This window comes from Streptomyces sp. HSS9-12, assembly GCF_054963655.1.
In genome coordinates, this window is sequence record NZ_JBUEGC010000026.1 from 1 (window position 1) to 19,548 (window position 19,548).

18 protein-coding genes and 3 pseudogenes are annotated in these 19,548 nt (G+C 69.1%); 14 read left to right on the forward strand and 7 right to left on the reverse strand.

Going from position 1 to position 19,548, the window contains the following annotated elements; translation table 11 throughout:
* The coding region (locus ACY34J_RS15780; protein WP_462727114.1) for an LLM class flavin-dependent oxidoreductase at positions 1–586 on the forward strand (586 nt) is incomplete at its 5' end.
* A gap of 339 nt (positions 587–925) precedes the next feature.
* On the opposite strand, the gene ACY34J_RS15785 is transcribed toward ACY34J_RS15780, so the two are convergent.
* From ACY34J_RS15785 to ACY34J_RS15810, 6 genes and pseudogenes are all read right to left on the reverse strand, one after another.
* Positions 926–1,603 (reverse strand): haloacid dehalogenase type II, encoded by a 678-nt coding sequence (locus ACY34J_RS15785; RefSeq protein ID WP_462727115.1) that lies wholly within the window; start codon positions 1,601–1,603, stop codon positions 926–928.
* A gap of 613 nt (positions 1,604–2,216) precedes the next feature.
* Positions 2,217–2,843, reverse strand: a pseudogene (locus ACY34J_RS15790) (helix-turn-helix domain-containing protein); the annotation flags it as partial.
* Between the two features lie 295 nt (positions 2,844–3,138).
* Positions 3,139–3,420, reverse strand: coding sequence for a DUF1876 domain-containing protein (locus ACY34J_RS15795; RefSeq protein WP_462727116.1), 282 nt, complete (start codon positions 3,418–3,420; stop codon positions 3,139–3,141).
* A gap of 447 nt (positions 3,421–3,867) precedes the next feature.
* Entirely contained in the window at positions 3,868–4,125 is a 258-nt protein-coding gene (locus ACY34J_RS15800) for an SHOCT domain-containing protein (RefSeq protein WP_462727117.1), read from the reverse strand.
* 126 nt (positions 4,126–4,251) lie between these two features.
* Positions 4,252–4,644: a hypothetical protein gene (locus ACY34J_RS15805; protein WP_462727118.1), complete on the reverse strand. Its 393-nt coding sequence runs from the start codon at positions 4,642–4,644 to the stop codon at positions 4,252–4,254.
* A 33-nt stretch (positions 4,645–4,677) separates the two neighbouring features.
* A complete protein-coding gene (locus ACY34J_RS15810; RefSeq protein WP_462727119.1) occupies positions 4,678–5,619 on the reverse strand; it encodes a hypothetical protein in 942 nt (313 codons plus the stop codon).
* A gap of 565 nt (positions 5,620–6,184) precedes the next feature.
* Here ACY34J_RS15810 and ACY34J_RS15815 point away from each other — a divergent pair.
* The 12 genes and pseudogenes from ACY34J_RS15815 to ACY34J_RS15870 all read left to right on the forward strand — a co-directional run bounded on the left by ACY34J_RS15815 (position 6,185) and on the right by ACY34J_RS15870 (position 16,217).
* On the forward strand, positions 6,185–6,727 hold the full coding sequence (locus ACY34J_RS15815; RefSeq protein ID WP_462727190.1) for a DUF488 domain-containing protein: 543 nt from the start codon (positions 6,185–6,187) through the stop codon (positions 6,725–6,727).
* On the forward strand, positions 6,724–7,038 hold the full coding sequence (locus ACY34J_RS15820; RefSeq protein WP_462727120.1) for a hypothetical protein: 315 nt from the start codon (positions 6,724–6,726) through the stop codon (positions 7,036–7,038). The genes ACY34J_RS15815 and ACY34J_RS15820 overlap by 4 nt, the downstream gene beginning before the upstream one ends.
* A 233-nt stretch (positions 7,039–7,271) precedes the next feature.
* Positions 7,272–7,571 carry a hypothetical protein gene (locus ACY34J_RS15825; protein WP_462727121.1) on the forward strand — a complete coding sequence of 100 codons (300 nt, stop codon included), beginning with the start codon at positions 7,272–7,274 and terminating at the stop codon, positions 7,569–7,571.
* A gap of 593 nt (positions 7,572–8,164) precedes the next feature.
* Positions 8,165–9,511: an NADP-specific glutamate dehydrogenase gene (gdhA, locus tag ACY34J_RS15830; RefSeq protein ID WP_462727122.1), complete on the forward strand. Its 1,347-nt coding sequence runs from the start codon at positions 8,165–8,167 to the stop codon at positions 9,509–9,511.
* A gap of 321 nt (positions 9,512–9,832) precedes the next feature.
* Positions 9,833–10,480, forward strand: coding sequence for an ABC transporter permease (locus ACY34J_RS15835; RefSeq protein WP_462727123.1), 648 nt, complete (start codon positions 9,833–9,835; stop codon positions 10,478–10,480).
* Entirely contained in the window at positions 10,473–11,750 is a 1,278-nt protein-coding gene (locus tag ACY34J_RS15840) for an ABC transporter ATP-binding protein (RefSeq protein WP_462727124.1), read from the forward strand. Before ACY34J_RS15835 ends, ACY34J_RS15840 begins: the two co-directional genes overlap by 8 nt.
* Positions 11,747–12,619, forward strand: a complete 873-nt coding sequence (locus ACY34J_RS15845; protein ID WP_462727125.1) for an ABC transporter permease — start codon at positions 11,747–11,749, stop codon at positions 12,617–12,619. Before ACY34J_RS15840 ends, ACY34J_RS15845 begins: the two co-directional genes overlap by 4 nt.
* The gene (locus ACY34J_RS15850; RefSeq protein WP_462727126.1) at positions 12,619–13,608 is read left to right on the forward strand and encodes a glycine betaine ABC transporter substrate-binding protein; all 990 of its coding nucleotides are present in this window, start codon (positions 12,619–12,621) and stop codon (positions 13,606–13,608) included. Before ACY34J_RS15845 ends, ACY34J_RS15850 begins: the two co-directional genes overlap by 1 nt.
* A gap of 107 nt (positions 13,609–13,715) precedes the next feature.
* Positions 13,716–13,839 (forward strand): annotated as a pseudogene (locus tag ACY34J_RS15855) (protease pro-enzyme activation domain-containing protein); the annotation flags it as partial.
* A 256-nt stretch (positions 13,840–14,095) separates the two neighbouring features.
* Positions 14,096–14,257, forward strand: a pseudogene (locus ACY34J_RS15860) (Crp/Fnr family transcriptional regulator); the annotation flags it as partial.
* Between the two features lie 83 nt (positions 14,258–14,340).
* A complete protein-coding gene (locus tag ACY34J_RS15865; protein ID WP_462727127.1) occupies positions 14,341–15,342 on the forward strand; it encodes a family 2 encapsulin nanocompartment cargo protein terpene cyclase in 1,002 nt (333 codons plus the stop codon).
* The gene (locus ACY34J_RS15870) at positions 15,339–16,217 is read left to right on the forward strand and encodes a geranyl diphosphate 2-C-methyltransferase (RefSeq protein ID WP_462727128.1); all 879 of its coding nucleotides are present in this window, start codon (positions 15,339–15,341) and stop codon (positions 16,215–16,217) included. The genes ACY34J_RS15865 and ACY34J_RS15870 overlap by 4 nt, the downstream gene beginning before the upstream one ends.
* A gap of 295 nt (positions 16,218–16,512) precedes the next feature.
* Here the strand turns inward: ACY34J_RS15870 and ACY34J_RS15875 are convergent, their stop codons facing one another.
* Positions 16,513–17,397, reverse strand: a complete 885-nt coding sequence (locus tag ACY34J_RS15875; RefSeq protein WP_462727129.1) for a hypothetical protein — start codon at positions 17,395–17,397, stop codon at positions 16,513–16,515.
* Between the two features lie 441 nt (positions 17,398–17,838).
* Between ACY34J_RS15875 and fdhD the strand changes: the two genes are divergently transcribed.
* Positions 17,839–18,675, forward strand: coding sequence for a formate dehydrogenase accessory sulfurtransferase FdhD (gene fdhD / locus ACY34J_RS15880; protein WP_462727130.1), 837 nt, complete (start codon positions 17,839–17,841; stop codon positions 18,673–18,675).
* Positions 18,676–19,548 lie beyond the last annotated feature (873 nt).

Genomic DNA, 19,548 nt, shown 5'->3' on the forward strand with positions numbered 1-19,548 from the left:
CGCCAACCTCAACCAGTTCAGCGGAGGACGGCTGATCCTCGGCGTCGGCGTCGGGTGGGCGCGGGAGGAGTTCGAGGTTCTCGGCGTGCCGTTCGAGCGGCGCGGGAAGCTGACGGACGAGTACCTTCAGGTGATCCGTAAGGCCTGGGAGAACGAGGCCGACTACCGCAGCGGGGGGATCCCACTGTGGGTCGGTGGCAACAGCGCCGCCGGGATCCGCCGGGCGGTGCGGCTCGGCGCGCCGTGGCATCCGCTGCGGAACAGCCTCGACTGGCTTCGTGAGGCGGTGGAACGGATGAAGGAGATCGCGGCCGAGGAGCAACGGCCGGTGTCCGCAATAGTCCCCCGCATCGTCCTGCGCTTGACCGGCGAGCCGGTCACCCGACCCGACCGGCTGGCCGGCGAGGGCACGATCGATCAGATCCTCGATGACCTCGAACAACTGCGTGTGCTGGGGGCCGAGACTGTCGTGCTCGACCCCTTTGGCGGCGATCCCCAGGAGACATGCCACCCGGAGGTGGCTTGGCAGGCGCTCGCGACCGTGGCCGCCCACCGGCACCGGGCCCGGGAGCACGCCCCGTCGTAGTGGACGCGCCGGACCCCCGTCACTCGGCAGTCCCGGGGGTGAAGCCGGCGACCCGGGACCTCCGCTCCTTCGGAGTCGATGCGCTTGCCCAGAAAGTACGCGGTGCGGGTCACCGCGGCGCCGACGCCGAAGCCGCCACCCTCTGCCTCGCGGGTCAAGTGAGCCGCGCGGTGGCGACCCCGGCCCGGACTTTGTGCAGGACCGTGCAGGTCCCGGCCTTCCTCAATCGTCTCCGGACATCCCCGCCGATCGCGCATGATCGGTCGTGCTGCCGCGCCTGGCCTAACGCGGTTACCCGGCGGGCCTCGGTCCCGGTGGGCGGATCAGCCGCCGAAACACTCAGTCGATGAGACGTGCGAGTTCTGTGAGGTCCTCCGCGGTGAGGGAGGGCTCGGTCAGTGAACGCGGGTAGGTGGTGACCCCGCGCCGGATCCAGGCGCCGCCCAGCCCCGCCCGCTGGGCGCCGTCGACGTCCCACGGGTGGACGGCCACCAGCATGGCCTGGTCGGGGCGAACAGCGGAGCGTTCGACCGCGTAGCGGTAGGCGCGCGGGTGCGGCTTCCACCGGCGAGGGCCGGTCACATCCCACAGCGCCTCGAAACACTCCCGTAGGCCCGCCTTATCCAGGAGCTGGTCAGTGAGGGCGGCGCTGCCGTTGGTCATGGTCACCAACCGGTATCCGGCCTCGCGCAACGCCCGCACCCCGGCCGGCACGTCAGGGTGAACCTCCAGCGCAGAGAACCCGGACACGACGTGGCGGACCGCCGCTTCCAGATCGGTGGGCTGGTGCGCCGTTCCCGCCAGTAGCCCGCGCAGGCTGTCGCGGGCCAGGTCGGCGAAGTCCGCGTAGCCGTCGGCCGCCGCGAGCGCGAACCCGTCACGGAGGATCCCGGCGAACCACAGGGGCATCAGATCGGCGGGGGCGCCGATCTCCTCGAACCGGCCGCGCAGCGGGGTCAGGTCGCTGAGCGTCTCGTTCACATCGAAGACAATCACCAATGGTCGGTTCGCGGGCATGGCGGTCCTCCTGCGGGACGAGGTCGTGCATGGACGAGGGGCCATGGGTCAGTCTGCCCAGCCCCCTCGGAACACCGGGTCAGTCTGCCCCGGCTCGCTGAGCGAGCATCTTGTCCGAGCCGCTCACATCCGCTGCGGTCAGCGCCTCGCACACCGGTCGGCAAACGGTGTACACGTGAGCTGGCGCCGCCTGTTCCATGCCGGCGCGGCCCTTGGGGTGTGGACGAAGGCACCCCGTGCGCCGTAGGGGCGCTCCTCACCTGGGTTTGCCCGGGTTGGGCGGCCCACCGCCGTACCGCCATCCTGGTCACGTCGGCCCGCGCCGTAGCGCGGTCCGCGCGCCTGCGCGCTGACCAGCCCCTTCGGCGCGACATCGCTTGGCCGACGCGTGGCCTTGTGCCGGCGGCGCGCGGATCTCACACGAGAGGAGGAGGCCTCCGTGGCTGAGACACCGCACACCGTGAGAGACGTAATGACCCTGCCCGTCGTGGCCGTCGGGCGGCCCGCCTGACCCGGGCGGTGGAGGGTGCTGTGGACGTCGAGTGCCATGTCACCGGTGAATACGGCGTCGCGGACCGGCCGCCAGGAAGCGTGTCCTGAACAGTGCCGATGTCTACGCGGCGGCTATTCGGCGGCCCGTCAGGCGTTTGGGTTCGATGGACACCCAGAGCGGGCGGTCGCCTCCGGCCCACGGCCGGGTGTGAGCTCGCCCGGCCAGCCGTCGCATCGCGTCGGGCTCGGTGACAGCTCGGGCCGGCCCGACGGCCAGCACGCTCCAGCCCTGACTCATGGCGTCGTCCACGTGGTCGACCTCGAACGCGACATCCGTTCCCACAGCCGCTGCCGGGGCGGCATCGGGTGCGGTGCGGAAGACGATCGCGTCGTCGACGACCTCGTAGTTCACCGGGACGACCGCCGGGCCTTCGGGTGTCGAGACCGCTACCCGTCCCACTCCGTGTGTGGCGAGCCGGTCCCGGCACTCATCGGGATCCATCTCCCGAAGCTCGGGGTGGAGCAGCGCCTGACCCTGACCGGGCGGGACGTCCGTACCACCGCCGCGCAGGTCGGCGACCGTGGTCCCCAGTGCGGCGGCCAGTCTCATCAGAGTTCCGAGACTCGGATCCGCCGGCCGCTCCTCGAGGTACGCCAGGTACTCCGGGGACATGGCGGCGCGGCGGGCCACCTCCGCACGGGTCAGCCCTTGCCGCCTGCGTTCGTGGGCCACGCGCCGACCGATGTCCGACACGGCCACCGCCTCCCTCCTTCGAATCCTCCAGTACCAGCGTCCTCCCAGAAGCTCAGCCACGCTCGGCCGGGCGCGGGCCGTCGCCTCGCCCCGCTGAGAGGAGACGGAGTGGGGGGATGGACACCCACACCTGCTGGGGATCCTCGGAGCGCATCGGGTACCGGACCGACGACACCCAGAGCTCAGCCAGCGGTGGATAAGGCGATCTTGCGGGCCACCCGGGATCCACATCAGCAAGGCCAGTGGCAGGAGTCTGAGCTCTGAAGCCGCCCCCGGGTGTCGCCGACGATCATGTGAGCCATCCGGCCCTCTGACGGTCGGGCGGCGACGCGCCCATGCCCTCGATGTCGCGCTCGGCGGCATCAACGAGCTGCTGGGCGAGGTCTCGCATGGCCCGGCCCGCGGCGAGCTCGTCACCGATCTCCGGTACGTCCGTGTCCGCAGGGTTGCACCGAGCGATACCTCGGCCGGTCAGTGCGGTCGATCCGGTATCGAGCACCACCCGGGCCGTCGTCGTTCCCTGGTCCTCGAACAGGTAGAGGCGGACCTTCCACTCCACGGTGTGCGACATCGCTTGCTCCTCACTTCGGCTCGGGCCGACGCGGTCCGGGCGCGGTCCGCTCCCGGGCGGGACTGCTGCCGCCGTGCGGTTTCAGGGCTTCCTCCGCGATACGCCGGTGTGCCCGGTCTGTGAGTGCCGGCCCGCTGCTGGGGGAAACCGCACGCGGGCGACGGGGCTCCTGATCGACCGGGCCCGCTTGCAGAAGTCCGGCCACATCGGCGGCGACCGCCGCGCCCCTCCTGTCACACCGCCCGGACCAGATGAGCCAGGGGGTGATTCGGGGTAACTGTGGAGGCGGGTGGTTCGTCCGACGTGTCCGCGCATGAGTCGCGTACCCGTTAGGGCAGGACTCGCACGGCGATCTCCCCACGAGGGTGAGATCGTGGGCATTTCCTGCGGGGGTGTCTCAGGGGATGGGGTGACAGGGCCGCGGGATCACGAATGGGCCGGGCAAGCTCAGGGTGGGGTTGGACGCTCCCGGAGCACGGCCAACCGCCGCCGGTACTCCTCCTCGTCGATCTCTCCACGGGCGAACCTCTCGGCGAGCAGTTGCTCGGGCGAAGGGCCGGTGGGAGTGCCGGGGTGCTGTGGAGCGCGTACGCCGGACCGGAAGATCAGGAAGAGAATGGTGACGATCAGCGCCCAGAACAAGATCATGCTGACTGTCATCCCGAGCCATCCCCAGCCGCCGTGGGGGCCGTACCAGAACACCATCGGTTGTCACCTCCCCGGAGCGCCGGGCGTGAGCGTGATGCTCATATCCCGGGTCGGCGTTCTCTGTCACTGCCATGGTCACTCCTCCCGGCAGCGAAGGGTGACTTTGCGGTCCACTACGCAACATCAACCGGAGCGACGGATCGACGCGGCACCCACGTCGCATATTGGCGGGATGGCCCGGGCGAGGGCGGTGCTGTGGAGGGCGTCGGCGGGATCCTCGACGGGCTTGTCGGTGCCGAACTTGTCGGTGCCGAACTTGTCGGTGCCGAACTTGGCGGCGGCCACCTTGTCGGCTGACTCCAGGCGTTCGGCGGACAGGTCGGCGAGAGCCGGCAGCCCGGGAATGGTGTGCGTGGGGTTGTGCAGGGCCGTGGCTGCGTTGGAGCGAGTGGTCGGCCGCTGGGCGGCAACGGCGACGCCGGGGCCGGCGCCGAGGGTGACGGTAACGCCTGTGGCGGTGGCCAGTGCGAGTTGGAGCGACAGTCCGGCGCCTTGCAGCTGACCGCACCAGGTCACCTCGCTACCGGGCAAACCCTGGCTGACGCGGCGCTAGTTGAGAACTCGCTCGTCGAACGGAATCGGCAGCCACGTGTCTTCGCTGAAGCCCGGGTCGCCCGCGTAATGCAGCTGCCAGGCGGTGCGGGCGTAGCCCTCCGATGGGATGGTGCGGAACGGCTGGCCGTCGTCGAGCCACTGGGTCGTGTGGACCTCACCGTTCTTCTCCCAGACGATCTCCGGCACCCAGGTGCAGTCGCACTGCCGCGTGCTCACGGTCAGATCCACATCCAGCGTTCTGCCGCCGAGGATCTCCCATGGGAGCGTTGCCTTGCCGCCGGTGACCACCACCCGGGCGTACTGGCCGCCGCCATCCAGGTCGGCTTGGGCCTTAATCTCGTCCACCGTGCCGCCGCACCCACCGGTCAGCAACCCCAGCACTGTGGCCTCGTCCGGCCCGGGCGCCGGATTGCGCTCAAGGACCTTGACCCGGACCTCTCTGACCACCAGTGGCCTGCTTCCCTCAGGCTGAATGGACAGGCTGAGCACCGTCTTGTCGGGATCACCGGCGTTCCGGTAGGAGACCAGGGAGCTGTCCAACTCTGCGCCTGACACCGGCGGGTACACCAGTGCACTCGTCGGAGCCTTCACCACCCAGACGTCCCACGGGCACAGGTAGGAGGCGTCACCGACTTTGAGACCTTCGTTGTAGGCGGTATCCGGATCAACTGAGTCCGTGGATTGGGAAGGTGTGGCCGAGGCCGTGGCCAAGGCCGGCGGGGAGCTTGTGCGAGTGGCCTCCACCACCGAAGCGCTCGGAGTCGGGCTCGGTCTCGGCGATTCCACCGTCCGAGGCGCTCGCGATCCCGACACATAGATGGGCGGCTCCTCCCCTTTGATCTTGTCAGCCACCCAAGAAAATCCCCCGGTGAGCCCGAGCCCGATCGCTGCCGCGACGGCGGCCACCACGATGGGCGCGACGACGGTAGTGGCCATGAAACGGCGGTCTCGTAACGGGAAGTAGCTCCTTCCCGGCCGGCCTTCAGGCTGACTGCCGGACTGGTCCCGCTCAGGCTGGTGGCTACCAGACTGGTCAGGCCCGGGCTGATTCGGACGCTCCACATCTCCCCCTCACTATGACCGCACACGCTAACGAGGAATTAGGAGAGAAGCAGGCGAAACCCGGCAGTAGGGAGCAATCAGCCTGACGTGCTGCTAGATTTCCAAGACACTCGCCGTCGCAAACCGGGGGCATGCAGCGCGGTGAAACCTCAGTCCGCTCGAGGGTGTTCACTTTCACTGCTCCAGGCACCGCATGCAGGACATCGGGGCCGACGGCAGGGAGCACCGTCTCCCGGGCCGGGGGCCGCAGCACCGCCACCACGAGGCCTTCGGGGAGCTCGGCAAGCAAGTCGTGGACGGCGGCGCCCTCTCGGAGAAGGCCCAGCAGGCACTGGAGAGACCATGCAAGCCATCTGGGGAGCTATCCACGATGCGTGTGGACAGCGCCTGAGGGCACGAGGCCGTGGCGCCGTGCTGGGCAGAGAGTTGCGTGAGTGACATGCAACTGCTGACCTTCGGCCACGGCACCGCGGACGCCATGGAGATGGCGCGGCTGCTGCATGGCTTCGGGGTGCGCCGGCTGATCGACGTACGGACGGCGCCGGGCAGCCGACACAATCCCGACGCCAACCGCGACGCGATGTCACGATGGCTGCCGCACGCCGGCATCGCCTACCGATGGGACAAGCGGCTCGGCGGCTGGCGGAAGGCACGCCCGGACACGCCCGACAGCGCCTTGCGCAACCGTGCTTTCAGCGGGTACGCCGCCCACATGCGCTCGCCCGAGTTCCTCTCCGCGATCGACGACCTGCTCACCGAAGCGGCCGAAGAACGCACCGCGGTCATGTGCGCGGAGTCCGTGTGGTGGCGCTGCCACCGCAAGATGATCGCCGACTTCCTGGTGCTCGCCCGCGAGGTCCAGGTCCTGCACCTCATGCACGACGGAACACTGCAACCGCACCCCCCGAGCCCCGAGGCACGTCTGCTGCCCGAGCGCCGCCTGCTCGTCTACGACGCGGGTCAACCTCCCCTCCCGGAGTGAACCCGGTCCTCCCAGCGCGGACCGCGTTCAATCTGGTGCCCACACCTGGCCCGGCGCCGCGGCAGGCCCGCCGGCCATACGCCGAGCTCGTCGAATCCACCGTCGACGTCCAGGAGTCCAGGGGCAAGACGGCTGGGGGCAGCTCAACCGTTTACAAGATCGACCACACCGCGACCGGCGCGCACCGGCGTTCACCTCGTCAGCAGACCCGCCGGGAAGGGAGCTTCCGGGAGTCGGCATCGCCGGAGGAGCACCGGGCACCGACACTTCCGGAATTGCCTGGGGGCGGCGGCTACCCGCGGCGGCTCTGATGAGTCGCAGAGCGGGTCAGTCTCGCGGTACGCACCGCTCTGGGACTGGGCGTCCATGCGAAGCCGTAGGCGCCTTCATCCGTACGCTTGCCCGACCTCTTCACCGAGCTGCCGCGAACCCATGACGAACGGGCCGTAGGATGCCCAGCATTCGAACGAATCCCTGGGCTTCCACCAACTGCCCGCTTACACAATGGAGTTACTGTTGGGCGACATCGAGATCCAAACCGCAGGTGTACGCGCCGCAGCAGAACTTCGCGCTCAAGCACGGCGCTACCGAGGTCCCACGCTCCGATGTGAAGCCGGGCGGCATCATCTACTACGAGCAGTCAGGCCCGAACGGCTCCATCGAAAAGGGCAACGCCCACCACGCGGCGATCGTCACCGCGGTGACGCCGGACGGCGAGATCAAGTACACCCAGCACATCGACTCGTACCAGAACGTGAGCCTGGAAGGCGGGGTTCCGGCGACAGAGAAGCATGAGGGTCAGCAGCACATACGGATCGTCCGCGCCAACCCGGACTGGTACTGATGACCATGGACACGCGGATACAACCATCCGCACCCGCGCCCTCCTGGCGACGTTGGTTCCTGCTGGTGCCAGTGTTGACGGTCGCATCGGCTGGGCTGCTAGCGGCCCATTTCTCCTTCGACGGCGACACCTTCCAGGAGTGCCGATACCTTGGCCCGTCCACGCGGATGTACGTCACCGCCTGGGCCGCCCCGGTGTGCGGCCTCGCGGCCCTGCTGCTCCTGCTGAACCTGCGTCGAGGCGCGCACCGCCGGGGGCAGCGCCCGGAGGCGGCTTGGCAGGGGCGGGTGGCCATGACGGCCGCGTGCCTCGTGCCGGTACTCCTCCTGGTACAGCTCGCGGCCCTGTACTGGGTGTACGAACCCGACCCGTCCGGAGGTCACGACTGCTCAGGCCTGGCAATAGCCCACAGCCGAACAGCTCCTCAGGCCTGGCGATCGATAACCCTGCCCTTGCCGAAACCCATCGGGGAGCGAATCCGTTCGCGATGTGACGGCTGCTGCCGATGAGCGGGCCGCGACTCGCTCAACGAGTCGAGGGGACGCACTGCGCGACGCGACCGCGCCGCCCGAAGAGGAAGAGAGAAGGCATCCATGAACGTCAGTGCACACATCGAGGCCGTCTACGCGGGGGTCTGCCAACGGAATCCTGGAGAGACGGAGTTCCACCAGGCGGCGGCAGAGGTGCTGCACTCTCTTGCGCCGGCGCTGCAAAAACACCCGGAGTACGTGGACGCCCGGATCGCCGAGCGCCTGTGTGAACCGGAGCGGCAGCTCATCTTCCGGGTTCCGTGGGTCGACGATCACGGTGACGTACAGGTGAGCCGCGGTTTCCGGGTGGAGTTCAGCAGCGCGCTCGGCCCGTACAAGGGAGGCCTGCGCTTTCACCCGAGCGTCAACCTCGGCATCGTCAAGTTCCTCGGCTTCGAGCAGATCTTCAAAAACGCGTTGACCGGGATGGCCATCGGGGGCGGCAAGGGCGGATCGGACTTCGATCCCAAGGGCCGCTCGGACGGGGAGGTCATGCGGTTCTGTCAGTCATTCATGAGCGAGTTCCACCGCCACATGGGCGAGCACACCGACGTTCCCGCCGGAGACATCGGCGTGGGCTCACGGGAGATCGGCTACCTCTTCGGCCAGTACAAACGGATCACCAACCGCTACGAGGCAGGGGCCCTCACCGGTAAGGGGATCGCCTGGGGCGGCTCGCACGCCCGCACCGAGGCCACAGGCTACGGCGCGGTCTATTTCGCCCACGAGATGCTCGCCACCCGCGGCGACGCCCTCGACGAGCGCCGAGTGGTCGTCTCCGGTTCCGGGAACGTCGCCATCTACGCGATCGAGAAGGTCCACGCCCTGGGCGGTTCGGTGGTGGCATGCTCCGACTCCTCCGGATACCTGGTCGATGAGGACGGAATCGACCTGGAACTACTGAAGGAGATCAAGGAGGTTCGCCGGGCACGGATCTCTGCCTACGTCGAGGCAAGGCCGACCGCGCGGTTCTCCGACCAGGGATCGGTGTTCGAGGTGCCCTGCGACATCGCGCTGCCGTGCGCGACCCAGAACGAGTTGGGTGAGCAAGACGCCGTCGCCCTGGTGAAGAACGGCGTGCTCGCCGTGGCCGAAGGCGCCAACATGCCGTGCACGCCCGAAGCGATCGAGATCTTCCGGGAGGCGGACGTGCTCTTCGGCCCGGCGAAGGCCGCCAACGCGGGTGGAGTGGCGACCTCCGCACTGGAGATGCAGCAGAACGCCTCCCGCGACATGTGGACATTCGAACAGACGGAGGCCCGACTCGCGGCCATCATGCGGCACATCCACGCTCAGTGCCGCGCCACCGCCGAGACCTATGGCCGCACCCCCGACGACTACGTGCTCGGTGCGAACATCACGGGCTTCCTCCGCGTGGCGGAGGCTATGGCAGCCCAAGGCGTTGTGTGAAACACCTACCGCGGACATGCGGGCGCACTTGGACCACGTGCCGGACGTGCCGGACGTGCCGGACGTGCCGGACGTGCCGGAAGCTGCACACCATGACGGCCCAGGGGGACTTGCCGTGCGGCGGCTTGGTGGGCAGGTTCGAATTCCGACTCGAGTGCGTGATCGACCGCGGTGGTGGGAATCGATGGCATCGTGCGGGCCTCGACGGCGATCGTGATCGAGGATCCGGTGCCGCTCCGGATCATTCCACCGGTGCGCCGGGCGTCGCCGCAGGCGCCGTAAGGACCGCTGGAGGACCACCCTTGAGGGAGGGACCGAGAAGTGAACTTCTGGGAGTACCTGGGCACCCGCTACCAACAGCTGCTGGTGGACGCGTATCAGCACGCCAGCGCCGTCTTCCAGTGCATGGTCGCCGCCACGGTGCTCGGGGTCCTGATCGGCGTCCTCACCTACCGCACCGAGTGGGCGGGAAACCTCGCGATCACCACGACCGCAAGCATCCTCACCGTCCCCTCCCTGGCCCTCATCGGCCTGCTCGTCCCGGTCGTCGGCCTCGGCGTCGCGCCGACCGTCATCGCGCTGACGCTGTACGGGCTGCTGCCCGTGGTCCGCAACGCGGTCGTCGGATTACGCGGGGTCGATCCGGCACTCGTCGAAGCCGCCAAGGGCATGGGGATGTCGCGGTTCACCCGGCTGTTCAGGGTCGAACTGCCGCTCGCCTGGCCGCCGATCCTCACCGGCGTCCGGGTGGCGACCCAGATGCTGATGGGCATCGCGGCGATTGCGGCCTTCGCCTCGGGGCCCGGGCTCGGCAACCAGATCTTCCGCGGGATCTCCAGCCTGGGCAGTGCGAACGCGCTCAACGAAGTACTCTCGGGGACGCTCGGAATCGTCGTCCTGGCCCTGCTGTTCGACGCCGGGTATGTGGTGATCGGACGGCTCACCATCTCACGGGGGATCCGTGGCTGAACCTGCCGAAACCGCCGAACCCACCGCCCAGGCTTCCGCAGCCGCGGAGTATGCCGGGCTCGCCCAGCCGGCCGAAGCCGGCGCGAGTATCCGACTGGACAACCTCACCAAGCGCTACCCGGACAGCCCCGCTCCGGCCGTGGAGGACGTGACCCTGGACATCGCGGCGGGCGAGACCGTGGTCCTCGTGGGTCCCTCGGGCTGCGGCAAGAGCACCACCCTCAAGATGATCAACCGGCTGATCGAGCCGACCTCGGGGCGGATCACGATCGGCGGCGAGGACGTCACCCGCATCGACCCCGTGGCGCTCCGCCGCACCATCGGCTACGCCATCCAGGCCACCGGCCTGTTCCCGCACATGACTGTTGCCGAGAACATCGCGCTCGTACCGAAGATGGCCGGCTGGCCCCGGGCGAAGGTGCGAGACCGGGTCGAGGAGATGCTCCATCTGGTCGGGCTGGATCCTGGGGAGTTCCGCGGCCGCTATCCGCGCCGGCTCTCCGGCGGCCAGCAGCAGCGGGTCGGGGTGGCGCGGGCGCTGGCCGCCGACCCGCCCGTGCTGCTGATGGACGAGCCGTTCGGGGCCGTCGACCCCATCACCCGCGACCGCCTTCAGGACCAGCTCATCCGGCTGCAGCGAGAGCTGCGCAAGACGATCGTCTTCGTCACCCACGACTTCGACGAGGCCATCAAGGTCGGCGACCGGATCGCGGTGCTGCGCGAGCGGTCGCACATCGCCCAGTTCGACACTCCGGAGGCGATCCTGACCAGCCCGGCCGACGACTTCGTCGCCGGATTCGTGGGCGCGGGCGCCGGGGTGAAGCGACTGCAGCTCAAGCGCGTACGGGACGTGGAACTCGGCGACGTCCCGACCGCCACCGTCGACGACCCGCTGGAGACCGTCCTGGAGCTGCTGCGCGCGGGCTCCGCCCCCGCCGGTCTACTGCTGTTGCTGGACCGGGACCGGCGCCCGCACACCTGGCTGCGGCGCGAGGACCTGACACGCGCCCAGAGCGCGCAGCCCGCCACGGAGCCCTTGCCCTTGTCGGCGGGCCTCCCGGTACGGGGCCGGATCGGAGTGGAAGCGACGCTGCGGGACGCGCTGGAGGCGCTGCTGGGCGACGGCTCGGGCCGCGTCGCGGTCACCGGGCAGGGCGGCGAGTACGTCGGCGTCGCGGGCATGGCGACGCTGCTGAACGCCATGAACGGGGCGCCGGAAGAGCGGCGGGCTGAGGAGGCTCAGCGGACCGGCCGGGGTGAGCCCTCGTGAGCCGGAGCGAGGTCAGCGGCAGGGGTGGCGGCGGGGCCGGTGGCAGGGCGGCTCCCGAGGCCGGTCACGGGGCTCCGGGGCCGGACGGGCGTGGTACCGGGCTCGGCGCACCCGACCGGGTCCCACCCCGTGTCCCGGCTATCACCTGGCAGAAGCTGGTGACGGTGCCGGCCTTCGTCGCGACGGCCCTCGGAGCCACCGCTCTGTATCTCAGCACCGCCGAGCTGGACTCGATCGCCAGGAACTCCCTCTCCGGCGGCATCGTGGGCATCACTCTCCGCCAGCAGACCGAACTCGTGGCGATCTCCACCTTTTTCGTGCTCGTCATCGCGATCCCGCTGGGCGTGGCGCTGACCCGCAGCGGCCTGCGCCGGGCCGCCCCGCCGATCGTCGCCGCGGCCAATGTCGGCCAGGCGACTCCGGCCCTGGGCCTGCTGGCGCTGCTGGTGATCTGGCTCGGCATCGGCCGGCGGGCGGCGCTGATCGGCATCGTGGCGTTCGCGGTGCTGCCGGTGCTGAGCAACACCGTCGCCGGGCTGAAGGCCATCGACCCGGCGCTCGTGGAGGCGGCGCGCGGCATCGGGATGCCGCCGCGCCTGGTGCTGTTCCGGGTCGAACTGCCGCTGGCCGTACCGCTGATCCTGGCAGGCATACGGACCGCGCTGGTGCTGAACGTCGGCACCGCGACGCTGGCCACCTTCGGCGGCGGAGGCGGCCTCGGCGACCTGATCTCCTCCGGCATCACCAACCAGCGCATGCCGGTGCTGGTGCTCGGCTGCGTGCTGACGGTCGCCATGGCACTGATCGTGGACTGGCTGGGGATGCTCGTCGAGATGCTGCTGCGCCCGCGCGGCCTGGAGGTGGACTGATGCGCCTGTCCCGGGTACGGGCCGCTGCCGCGGGCGCTTGCGCGCTGCTCCTTGCCGCCGCGGGCCTGAGCGGCTGCGGGCTGACCAGCGGCAGCCCGCTGGCCGACTCGGTGCGGCCGGGCTCGATCGGGAAGGGGCGGCCGCTGGCGGGCGCCCGGCTGACCGTCACCTCAAAGGAGTTCACCGAGCAGATCATCCTGGGCCAGATCATGGGGCTGGCCTTCAAGGCGGCCGGCGCGGAAGTCCTGGACCGGACGAACATCCAGGGCTCGATCGGTGCCCGCGAGGCGGTCAAGTCCGGTGCGGCGGACGGGATGTACGAGTACACGGGCACGGCCTGGATCACGTACCTCGGGCATACCCGGCCGATCGTCGACCCGTACGGGCAGTGGGAGGCCGTACGCGACGAGGACCGCGGCCACGGCATCACCTGGCTGCCCGCGGCCCCGCTCGACAACACCTACGCGCTGGTCGCGAACCAGGCGAACGCGCAGCAGTACCGGCTGCGCACCCTCTCCGATGTGTCACGTCTGGTGAAGAAGGACCCGGGCGCAGCCACGATCTGCGGGGGGAGCGAATTCGCGGTGCGCGAGGACGGCCTGCCGGGCGTGGCGAAGAAGTACGGCTTCACCCTCCCGCCCGGGAACTTCAAGAAGATGGACGACGGAGTCGTCTACACCCAGGTCGCCAAGGGCGCCGCCTGCACCCTCGGGGTGGCCGCCACCACCGACGGCCGCATTCCGGAGCTGAGGTTGAAAGTGCTGGAGGACGACCGGCACTTCTTCCCGAACTACAACGCGGCGCCGGAGATGAACAGCGGCGCGATGCAGAAGTACCCCGCCATCGCCGAGATCCTCGCCCCGATCAGCAGGCGGCTCACGTCGGCGGAGGCCCAGCGGCTGAACGCGCGGGTGGATGTGGGAGGGGAGGACCCGCACGAGGTGGCGAAGGACTGGCTGGTGCGGAAGGGCTTCATCCGGGAGGGCTGACAGACGGTCAACGGTCTCGCCGGGCTGGCCGGCGAGGCCGGGTTCGTTGAAGTGGGCCCGATGCTGCGCGAGCCCCGTGAGGAGGAACGGCACCGCCGGGGCCGTCTGCTGAGGTCGCCGAGGTGACCGCGTGGCTGAAGTCGGCCGGGCCTGAAGGTCACCGCCACCACGCGCCACTACACCGCCGTCACCGGTGACGTGGCGGCCGCCGAGAAGGCGTCCGGCACTCAGCCGCAGCCGCAGGATGAGCTGCTTGACGATGGGCCTGGTGGAGGTCCCAACATGCCTGCCTCCAAACCATCCTGACGAGGTATGTGGGTGCGGGGGTACGCGGGGTCCCACCGCGCAGTTACAGGGGGCGTGGAATCTTGCCCCTGCTTCCGCTGGTTCGCTGACGCCTCGGGCCGAGGTCTTGTGACCGTGTGACAAGGGGTAAGGCCAAGAAAGCGAAGAGTAACCAGCCAGCCAACCGCCGCTCCCACGCAGCATCCCGGACGAGTATCCGCCCGGCCTGAACGTCCGTTTCATGGGCATCAGCGATCAGGCCGTCATGCGCTACGTCGTCACCGCCCACTACAGCGCCGCGATCCTCGTGCCCGACGCGATGGGGCTGCTGGAGAACGTTGAGATTGCGAGGTATGACACGTGATTCCCGCCGTGTTGCATCCGATTCCCGTCCCTGTTCAGGCCCCGCACACATCGGGTGTTCTGGGAGCATCGGCCCTCACCCCCATGGGCACCACCAGGGGCACCGAGCAGTTGTACTGCCCCCCGCCAGTCCGTGATGATCCGGTGCTGGCGGACGAGATCAACCGGCGCATCCTGGTCTGGATGGACGAAGTGGGGCTCGGCGCCGAGCAGCACCACGAAGGTGTGCTGGCCCACGACCCCGGACGGGGCACGGTCCTGTGCCATCCGGGCTGTGACGACATCGAGCGGCTGATGGCCCCCGCGAAAATGGTCGTCGCCGAGACAGCGGTCGACGACTACTTCTGCGAAACCAACAGGTACCGGGACCGGGCGGACCAGAGCATCGGGCCCAACCTGTCCCTGGCTCAGTCCGCCATCGACCCGCCCCGCCTCACCGGGGAACTCCAGGCCACGTGGGAGAAGCACCGCGACAGCCAGCCGGTCATCAAGGCCCAGCATCAGGCGATGAACCACCTCGCCCGCTACGCCACGCCGGCCCAGCTCAAACGCGCCCAGCACGATATCGCGCAGCTCTACCTCGGATATCAGGCCGAGAATGGGTGGCGTATCGCCGGCCAACTGCCGCCTGTATGGCAGTACCTCGCCAACCGGCAGATGAACTCCTTCCGGCCCTGCCTGACCCTCACCGACAGCGTCGACGGATACGAGATTCCCCCACAGCTGTACGCGCACCCGCTCGTTCAGGACGCCACCGCCACAGCGTCCCTGGCCACCACCCTGGTCAACGACGTGTACTCCACGCTGCGTGAGCTCCGCGCAGACGGCCTTCCGTTCAACCTTCCCTGTGTCATCGCCGCCGACGAACACCTCCCTCTCGACGAGGCGTTCCGCAAAGCCGTCCGGATCCACAACGACCTCATGCACGCCTTCGAAGAATCCGCAGCGGCAGCCATGGCCGCCGTGCCCGAGCCCACCGTCGTCCGCTACCTGACCGGCGTGTGGAACTGGATGGGCGGGAACCGGGAATGGCACGCCACCAGCACACGCCACCAGGTCACCGACACCCAAGGAACGTCAGCATGAGCCCGCACAGGCAAGCGCACATCCCCGCCCAAATCCCGAACCCGATCATCGGGACCGGCTACCAGCAATCGGTCGCCACCTACTGGAACAGGGAACGAAACCCGGTCAACCTCCGGCTCGGAGAGATCGACGAGCTCTTCCACCATCACTACGGCATCGGCGACGTCGACTGGTCCGTTCTCGAGGGTGACCCGGACACGATCGAACAGCGGACGATCGCGGAAATGCACCGGCTCGAGACCGCCCAGGCAAACTTCCTCCTCGACCGCTTCGGCGACATCAAGCCCCATCACAGGGTGCTGGACGCGGGCTGCGGGCGGGGCGGGTCGTCGATCATGGCCCATGAGCGGTTCGGCTGCGAGGTGGACGGCATCACCATCTCCCGCCACCAGGCCGACTTCGCCACCCAGCAGGCGGCCAAGCGCGGAATCTCGGGCAAGGTCAGGTTCCACCTGAAGAACATGCTTGACACCGGGTTCCCGTCGGGCACCTACCAGGCGATCTGGAACAACGAGTCCACGATGTACTGCAACCTCTTCGACCTGTTCGCCGAGCATGCTCGTCAGTTGTGTCGCAACGGCCGGTACGTGACGATCACCGGCTGCTACGACGACACCTACGGACTGCCGTCCAAGGCCGTTTCTACGATCAACGCGCACTACATCTGCGACATCCATCCCCGGTCCATGTACTTCAAGGCGATGGCGGCCAACCGGCTGGTGCCGGTTGAGGTCGTGGACCTCACGCAGGCGACGATCCCCTACTGGGAGCTGCGGAAGAAGTCCAGCGTGGCCACTGGCATCGAGGACGTATTCCTCGAGGCCTACACGGGCGGCAGCTTCCAGTACATGCTGATCGCCGCCGACCGGGTGTAGGCCGATGCCGGGCCGGGCGTTGCCGGCGGTGCCGCGCGGGTGGTGCGACCTCGACGGTCTACAGACGGTGCCTCCGCGACAGCGGTGAGCGCCGCTTCAGGAGTTCGGGTGATCACCATGGCTCATGTTCTGCTGAGCGCTGTCGTCTCTGGTCCAGGGGGAGCGCCACTGCCGCCCCCGGCTGTCACAGGCACAGCACGCTGGCTCCCAGGACCGCCGGGTTCGGGGGCGAGCTCGGCGTCCGGCTCCGTCGGGCAGCAGCCGGCCGCGCAGTGCTCCCGCCAGGCCGGGTAGGTCACACCCGCACTCCTTGAGCATTTCCGCGCTGCTGACGGCGAGCGGCGGCGGCATCCAGCAGCTCGCCCACCGTACGCTCCCCGGACCCGCCGTCATCGGGTACGCGGACGCCGAGCAGGCGTCGCTGGAGTTCGGTGCGCAGAAGGGGGTCGTCGTCGCGGAGCAGGCGCAGCAGGAGGTTGTCCTTTTCAGCGGTGTCCAGGGCGGCAACCGCAGCGGCCAGGTCCCGGGCCTCTTCGCCCTCCGGCCGGGGTTGGCCGGCTCCACTGGCCTGGACGGCGACCGCCAGGAGGTCGTCGTCCAGGCGCAGGAAGTCGGCCAGGGCACGCTGCGGTGCGCTCAATTCGCCGAGGCCTGAGGGCACCGGCGGCTCCAGTTCTGCCTCGGTGTCTTCGTCGAAGGCGTACTCGTCCCGCTCCCACGTGCCGATCCCGGCAAGCCAGGCCACGTACAGCGGCCGCAGATCGCCGCCCGCCAGCTCGCCGCGGACGCCGACGATCGCGGACAGCGGCGTCTCTGCCGTCTCGTCCCAGTCGCCCCCCTCATCCTCGCTGCACATATCGAGGATGAGGTGGCTGTCATGGGTCCACGCGCGCAGGGCGTCCCCGAGGCGGAATCGCTCGACGACCCGCGCGGGCAGCGCGCGGACAGGGAAGCGGAGCATGATCCGCCGGGTGCCCCAGTCGGCGCGGTACAGGTGAGCGTCGTAGAAGCGCTCCATCAGCTTCGCAGGATCGCCCCGGAAGTCACCCCAGTGGTACTCGTTGGTGAAACTCGTCGCAGTGATCAGCGCCCTGGTAGACAGTTCTCGGACGGACGCCTGCTGCTCGGTCCTCAGGGGCCGGTCGATGGCCAGGAACTCGTAGTACTGGTACTCGCTCACCCGCCTGAGCCTACGCGGAACGCGGATCCCGCTTGGACGCGGCCGAAGACGCAGAGCTGCTCGTGCTACGGCACGAGAACACGGTCTGCGCCGGCGACTGCCGACCCGGTCCGCTACGAGCCAGCGGCGCAGGGCGCTATCCCGATACAACTCGACCAGGTCGGCAGTGTCGGCCAACCTCCACGGACGCAGAAGGAGAGCGGGCAGGCCTGGCAGTCGTGGGCCCTGCTGTGCCTGGTGATCACGGCACGGTACAGCCGTCGGAATCTTCCCCGATGGTGTGGGAGCGCGGGGCTCGTCGCAGGTCATATCGTCGACAGTGGGCCGGGGCCGGCGGTGCCCCGGTGACAAGGTCCGGGAGACGGTCCGATGTGCCAACCCATCGAACCGGCTCAACCGCTCAACACCGGCGGAGCACGGCTCCGAGAAGAGGAGTGAACCATGGGGCGAGTGACCGTACGACGGCGGGTTCTGCGCATTCGGGAGGGGGCGGCCTCGCATCGCCCGGACACCCTGGCCGCCGAGGAGCCGATGGAGATCCGGGTCGGCGGGCGCCCGCTCACCGTGACCATGCGCACCCCGGGCGACGACTTCGACCTCGCGGCCGGATTCCTGGTGAGCGAGGGCGTGGTGCACGCTGCCGACGACGTGGCCGGGATCCGCTACTGTGCGGGCGCCACGGCCGATGGCGGCAACACCTACAACGTGGTGGACGTCGTCCTGGCCCGGGGTGTGGCCGCTCCCGACGCGTCGCTGGAGCGGAACTTCTACACCACGTCCTCATGCGGGCTGTGCGGCAAGGCCAGCCTGGACGCGGTGCGCACCCAGGCGGCGTGGTCCGTTGCCGAGGACCCGCTGCGCATCGGACCGGAGGTGCTGACGGCCCTCCCCGACCGTCTGCGGGCGGCCCAGCGGGTGTTCGACAGCACCGGCGGTCTGCACGCCGCCGGACTCTTCTCGGCCGACGGGGAGCTGCTGTGCCTGCGGGAGGACGTCGGTCGGCACAACGCCGTGGACAAGGTCGTCGGCCACGCCCTGCGGTCGGGACTGCTGCCGCTGCGCGAGACGGTGCTGATGGTGAGCGGCCGGGCCTCGTTCGAGCTGGTGCAGAAGGCGCTGATGGCCGGAATCCCCATGCTGGCGGCCGTCTCCGCCCCGTCCTCGCTCGCAGTGGACCTGGCCGCGGACAACGAGCTGACCCTGGTCGGTTTCCTGCGCGGCGCCTCGATGAACGTCTACACCGGCGCCGAGCGCCTGCAGCCACTGCCCGTGGCCTGACATGCCCCACCGCTGCATGCCCTCGATGACGCGGCTGCCTCACCGAAGGCCGCATGCCGCACGCACGTGCGCGTCGTCGGTATGTGCCGCGGTTGGCACGGACCCCGATCAAAGATCGGGCAACACAGCACTGAGGAATGACCCGGCCCGCCAGGCCTTCGTGACCGAGATGGTCGGGCCGAAGGCCTGGCGAGCCGGGTTCCCAGGAACTCGGCAGCCGCTGTTGGCCTGGGACTTGCGGTCGGGGTCAGGCGGGGCGGGATCCTGACGCGCATCGCGGACATAAGGCCAGGATGGACGGCTGCTCGCCCGGCGGGGCAAGGATCTCGTGCCACCCGGCGAACAGGGTGTCGCACGCGAGCTGCTGGAACTTCGGGTCTCGCCCGGCCACCTCGTACACGGAATCCGCAAGACTGCCCGACCGCAAGGTCTCCACCAGGGGCGGAAGGCTGAAGTACCGCACTGCATGCCCCTCAACGCTCCATCACCATGCCACCCCGAGGCGACAGGGAGCGCAACATACCGGTTGCCCGTCCGCCGTACCAGCCAGAGCGCGTTGGCGCCCCCGCGCGCGCCCCCAGTGGCGCGTACCGGTTGAGGGGCCTGGAACCAGGCACTGCTCCCTGCGGGGACTTATCCGACATTCCGCCTTTATGGCGTTCGTCGCCTGTGTGGTCAGATGCCCACACATCGCCGCGCCTTGAGCGATCGAACCGTGCACACACCGCCGCGTCGCTGTTCACCGCCAAGCGGCTCACGGCCCGCAGGAGCACAGTTACCGCGGCGCGTGATGGTCAACGGGTGTTCATTCGATGGCATCTCCGCGTTCCGTGTGATCCGTCACATTGTCGACGTCTGGCATCGACCAGACCC